Annotated in this window: 6 protein-coding genes; all 6 read left to right on the top strand. The window is 70.9% G+C overall.

Going from position 1 to position 4628, the window contains the following annotated elements:
* Positions 1-662, top strand: a 662-nt coding sequence (locus ACYVE7_RS29440) for a glycoside hydrolase family 3 protein (protein WP_460369223.1), incomplete at its 5' end; no start/stop codon positions are given.
* A 73-nt stretch (positions 663-735) separates the two neighbouring features.
* The gene (locus ACYVE7_RS29445; protein ID WP_460369225.1) at positions 736-1206 is read left to right on the top strand and encodes a hypothetical protein; all 471 of its coding nucleotides are present in this window, start codon (positions 736-738) and stop codon (positions 1204-1206) included.
* A 45-nt stretch (positions 1207-1251) separates the two neighbouring features.
* The gene (locus tag ACYVE7_RS29450; protein WP_460369227.1) at positions 1252-1569 is read left to right on the top strand and encodes a PadR family transcriptional regulator; all 318 of its coding nucleotides are present in this window, start codon (positions 1252-1254) and stop codon (positions 1567-1569) included.
* A gap of 18 nt (positions 1570-1587) precedes the next feature.
* A complete protein-coding gene (locus ACYVE7_RS29455; protein WP_460369229.1) occupies positions 1588-2508 on the top strand; it encodes a hypothetical protein in 921 nt (306 codons plus the stop codon).
* A gap of 89 nt (positions 2509-2597) precedes the next feature.
* Complete coding sequence (pruA, locus tag ACYVE7_RS29460; protein WP_460369230.1) at positions 2598-4226, top strand: L-glutamate gamma-semialdehyde dehydrogenase; 1629 nt, start codon at positions 2598-2600, stop codon at positions 4224-4226.
* Positions 4227-4317: 91 nt separating this feature from the next.
* The coding region (locus tag ACYVE7_RS29465; RefSeq protein ID WP_460369233.1) for a hypothetical protein at positions 4318-4628 on the top strand (311 nt) is incomplete at its 3' end.

The following is a 4628-nucleotide window of genomic DNA, read 5'->3' on the forward strand; positions in this document are numbered from 1 at the left end:
CGGCCGTCCGCGCGGTCCAGGCGGGCGCCGATCTGCTGCTGATGCCGCCCGACCTGCCGGGCGCCGACGCCGCGATCGTCAAAGCGGTCCATACCGGACGGATCTCGGTGGCGTCCCTCGACGCGGCCGTCCAGCGCATCCTCACCCTGAAGGAGCGGCGCGGCCTGTTCGCGGCGGGCCTCGCGGCGCCGGGCGTCGCGGTCTCGACCCCCGAGCACCGCCGGACGGCCCTGGACGTCGCCACCCGCTCGGTCACCATCCTGAAAAATCCCAAGAAAGCCGACAACGCCCTCCCCCTCAAAGGCGACGTCTTCGTGACGGGCCCCGGCCAGGCCGCCGTGTCCGCCGCGCTCACCAAGGCGGGCGTCAAGGTCAGCGGCTCCCCGTCGGCCCGCACCCACGTCGTGATCACCACCGAGGAGACGGCGCGTTCGCTGGCCCGGCTGACGCGCCGCAAGAAGGTCGTCGCGCTGGTGCTCGGCGACCCCTACCTGCTCCGCCTCACCGCACCCGCGCAGGTCTCGGCGACGGTCTATTCGACGGCCCCGATCGCCCTGCGCGGCCTGGCCCGCGTCCTGTCGGGTGCGGCCGCGCCGACGGGCCGCCTGCCGCTCGCCGTCCCGGACGGCCCCGCCTTGGGCGCGGGGACTTCCTCTTTCTGAGAATGCGTCGCGCGCCGCCTCCGGGTACCGATAGGTTCGGCCGGAATCCGGTGGTTCTGGGAGGTCAGGCGCGATGCGGACGGCGACGGCACTCGTCGGGACGGCCCTCGCCGCCGCGACCCTCCTGACGGCCTGCGCCGGCGAGTCCCAGGACCTGTCGATCCCCCCACTGGTCGACGAACCCGGCTATCCGGCCGAATCCACCCCGAACCCGGACGCCGATCTCCCCGCCCGCTCCACCCTCCAGAAGATCCTCCGCGGCGCGGGCGCCGGCAACGTCAAGGTCTGCGGCTGGGTCGACCCCGCCGCCGCGAAGACGGTCCTCGGCGCCCCGTGCCCGAAATGGGTCCGCACGCTCAAGCCCGCCGACCGCGCCAAGCTCAGCGCCGTCGAGGTCCCGGAAGCCGCCGACGGCGACACCACCGACGAGTGGATCATCGAATCCCCCTCCCTGGTCTGGCCGCAGGGCACCCCCACCAGCCCCGCGGCGGCCTCCTACCTGATGCGCCTGTCCCCGAACGGCCGCTGGACGCTCTCCCTCTGACTCTCCCGGTCCACCACCCCTCACCCCTCGCTGGCCAATACTCAGATGCAGGAACCCACCTTCCTGATCCTGACCGCGCTGGCCGCCTCCCCCCAGCACGGCTACGGGATCATGACGGACGTAGCCCGCATCTCCGAGGACCGCGTCAAACTCCGCCCCGGCACCCTCTACGCGGCCCTCGACCGCCTCACCCGCGACGCCCACATCACCGTCGACCGCGAAGAGGTAGTAGAAGGCCGTCTCCGCCGCTACTACGCCCTCACTCCCAAGGGCACCACCGCCCTCGCCACCGAGGTGACCCGCCTCCGCCACCGCACCGAAGTAGCCGCCCGCCGCCTGGCCGCCCTCCCCAACCCCCTCTGACAAGGATCGAGGCCCTTGATGAGCCCCCTGGAACTTCGCTACCGCCGTCTGCTGCGCTGGTTTCCCGGCGATCATCGGGCTGAGTATGAGGAGGAGATGCTTGGTGTGCTGCTCGCGGCTGGGCCGCCTACGCGGCGTGATGCTCTTGATCTGGTCGTCGCGGGGCTGGTCGTCAGGTTCAGGGGGTTGCCCGCGGAGTTGAGACGGCCGGAGTGGCGGGATGCCGCGGCCGTGGTCAGCTTGCTGGTGTCGCTTCTGCTCGGGGCTCTGGCTGTGCGTTATGCGGTGATGGCTCCCGCCGCCATCGATTGGGTGCGCGAGCAGGCACTGCCCTGGATCGGCACGCCGGGCATCGCCTCGTTCTTCATGACCGCGCCCTACTGGCTCGCGGCGGCGGTTTGCTCGGTGGCGGCGTTGGCGGGGGCGCGCCGCACCGGGCTGGTGTTCGCCGTGGTCGCGTTGGCGTTCCTGCTCCAGTCGCCGGTGGGCAGCGGGTACTACACGATCACTCCGCCCGCCCTGCTCGTCTCCAAGGCGACCGGGCCGCTCTTCCTGCTGACGGCGCTGGCCGCCTGGACCCTCCACGCCTCGGACGGCCCGCGCCGCGGCCTGGCCGTGCTCGGCGTCCGCCGTGCCGTCGCCGCCGGGCTGGTGGTCGCCGGTAGCGGGACGGCCATCGGCTGGCTGAGCTGGGACCGCACCGTCGACGCCTACGCGCTGCTCGCGGCCGTGGCCGTCTGCGGGCTGGCACTGGCCCTGCTGCTGGGCCGGACGGACGTCGGCCGCCGCGTGCTCGTCCTGCTGGCCCTGCCCTTCGCCACGGCCCCGCTCATGATGTCGCTGCCTCCCGCCTACGAGTGGGCGGCCCTGGCCGCTCCGCCCCTGGCCCTTCTCGGCGCGGTCCTCGTCTCCCAACGCTCCCGGAAGAGTGCGGTGTGAAATAGCACAGGGGTGGACGTAGGGTTACGGGGTGGTCGCTCGTAGGATCTAGGTATATCGACAACGATGTCGTATAGAGGTGGAGAACTATGGACGCGGTTACCAACGTGCCCGTGCCGGAGAACGAGCCGGTCAAGTCGTATGCTCCCGGCAGCCCCGAGCGGGTCGCGCTGGAGAGCAAGATCAAGGAGTTGGGCGGCGGCGGTGTCGAGCTGACCATGACGGTCGGCGGCGAGCAGCGGCCCGGTGGGGGAGAGGCGATCGACGTCGTGCAGCCGCACGCGTTCCGGTCGGTCCTCGGCACCCTGCACAACGCGACCGACGGCGATGTCGCCGCGGCGATCGCGGCGGCGAAGAAGGCGGCGCCCGCGTGGCAGGCGCTCAGCTTCGACGAGCGGGCGGCGATCTTCCTGAAGGCCGCGGACCTGCTGGCGGGCCCGTGGCGGCAGGTGCTGAACGCCTCGACGGTCCTCGGCCAGTCCAAGAACCCGCTGCAGGCCGAGATCGACGCCGCCTGCGAACTGATCGACTTCTGGCGCTACAACGTCGCCTACGCCCGTCAGCTGCTGACGGAGCAGCCCGGCAACCAGCCCGGCATCTGGAACCGGCTGGAGTACCGGCCGCTCGAGGGCTTCGTGCTGGCGATCACGCCGTTCAACTTCACCTCGATCGCCGCGAACCTGCCGACGGCTCCCGCCCTGATGGGCAATGTGGTGGTCTGGAAGCCGTCGCCGACCCAGCAGTTCAGCGCGCACTTCATCATGCGCCTGCTCGAGGCGGCCGGCCTGCCCGACGGCGTGATCAACATGGTCACCGGCGACCACCAGGCGATCGCGAACGTCGCGCTGACCCACCCCGAGCTGGCCGGCATCCACTTCACCGGCTCCACCGGCACCTTCCAGCACCTGTGGCGGACGGTCGGCGAGAACATCGCCGGGTACAAGGCGTACCCACGGCTCGTCGGCGAGACCGGCGGCAAGGACTTCGTCGTCGCCCACCCCTCGGCCGACCCGGCGGTCCTGACGACGGCGCTGGTCCGCGGCGCGTTCGAGTACCAGGGCCAGAAGTGCTCGGCGGCCTCGCGCGCCTACGTCCCGCGCTCCCTGTGGAACGCGATCAAGGACGATCTGGCGCACACCGTTGACGGCCTGACCATGGGCAACGTCGCCGAGGACCTGTCGCTGTTCATGGGCGCCGTCATCGACGACCGGGCGTTCGCCAAGCACAAGGCGGCCCTGGCCCGCGCCGGCAAGGACGGTCTCGGCTTGGTCGCCGGCGGCACCTGCGACGACGCGGACGGCTACTTCGTCCGTCCGACCGTCCTCACCTCGGACGAGCCGATGGACGAGATCTTCACGTCGGAGTACTTCGGCCCGATCCTCGGCGTCCACGTCTACGACGACGGCGCCTATGAGGCGATGCTTGACCAGATGGAGTCCGCGAGCCCGTACGGCCTGACCGGCGCGGTGATCGCCCAGGACCGCTACGCGATCGCCCGGACGACGGAGAAGCTGCGGTTCGCCGCGGGCAACTTCTACATCAACGACAAGCCGACGGGCGCGGTCGTCGGCCAGCAGCCGTTCGGCGGCGCGCGGGCCAGCGGCACGAACGACAAGGCCGGTTCGGTCTTCAACCTGATCCGCTGGGTCAACGCCCGGACGATCAAGGAGACCTTCGTCCCGCCGACCGACTACCGTTACCCGCACATGGGCCGCTGAGTGTAACCATTGGCACACGCTTTGCGTATAACGCATCGGTAACATACCTTTGAACTGGGCCATCATTCCCGAGTTCCGGAGGAAACGACCTATGCGCAAGGTGGTGCTGATCTGGCTGACCGCCTTCGTGGCCGCCATCGGCGCGGCCGCGTTGGTGGTCACCGCGGTCATCTCCCCTGACGGCCTGAACAAGATCGCGCTGCTCCCCGACGCGCAGGTGCAGCCGCTCGATCCGGCCGGGCTGGTTCCCGGCTCCCGCTTCGGCTACAAGATCAAGGTCGTCAACCAGGGCCCCCGCCCGGTCAGTGATTTCACGATCCGCAGCGAGAAGGTCGTCGGCGGCCGCGCCGGCGCCGGCCTGGGCGCCTACCGCGCCACCGGCGCCGCCTGCCGGACCGGCGA

This window comes from Actinocorallia lasiicapitis, assembly GCF_054778695.1.

Bases quoted from the DNA above. Each gene is read 5' to 3' on its own strand.
- ACYVE7_RS29450 (WP_460369227.1), top strand. From the start codon at position 1,252: ATGCAGGAACCCACCTTCCTGATCCTGACCGCGCTGGCCGCCTCCCCC.
- ACYVE7_RS29445 (WP_460369225.1), top strand. From the start codon at position 736: ATGCGGACGGCGACGGCACTCGTCGGGACGGCCCTCGCCGCCGCGACC.
- ACYVE7_RS29455 (WP_460369229.1), top strand. From the start codon at position 1,588: ATGAGCCCCCTGGAACTTCGCTACCGCCGTCTGCTGCGCTGGTTTCCC.
- pruA (WP_460369230.1), top strand. From the start codon at position 2,598: ATGGACGCGGTTACCAACGTGCCCGTGCCGGAGAACGAGCCGGTCAAG.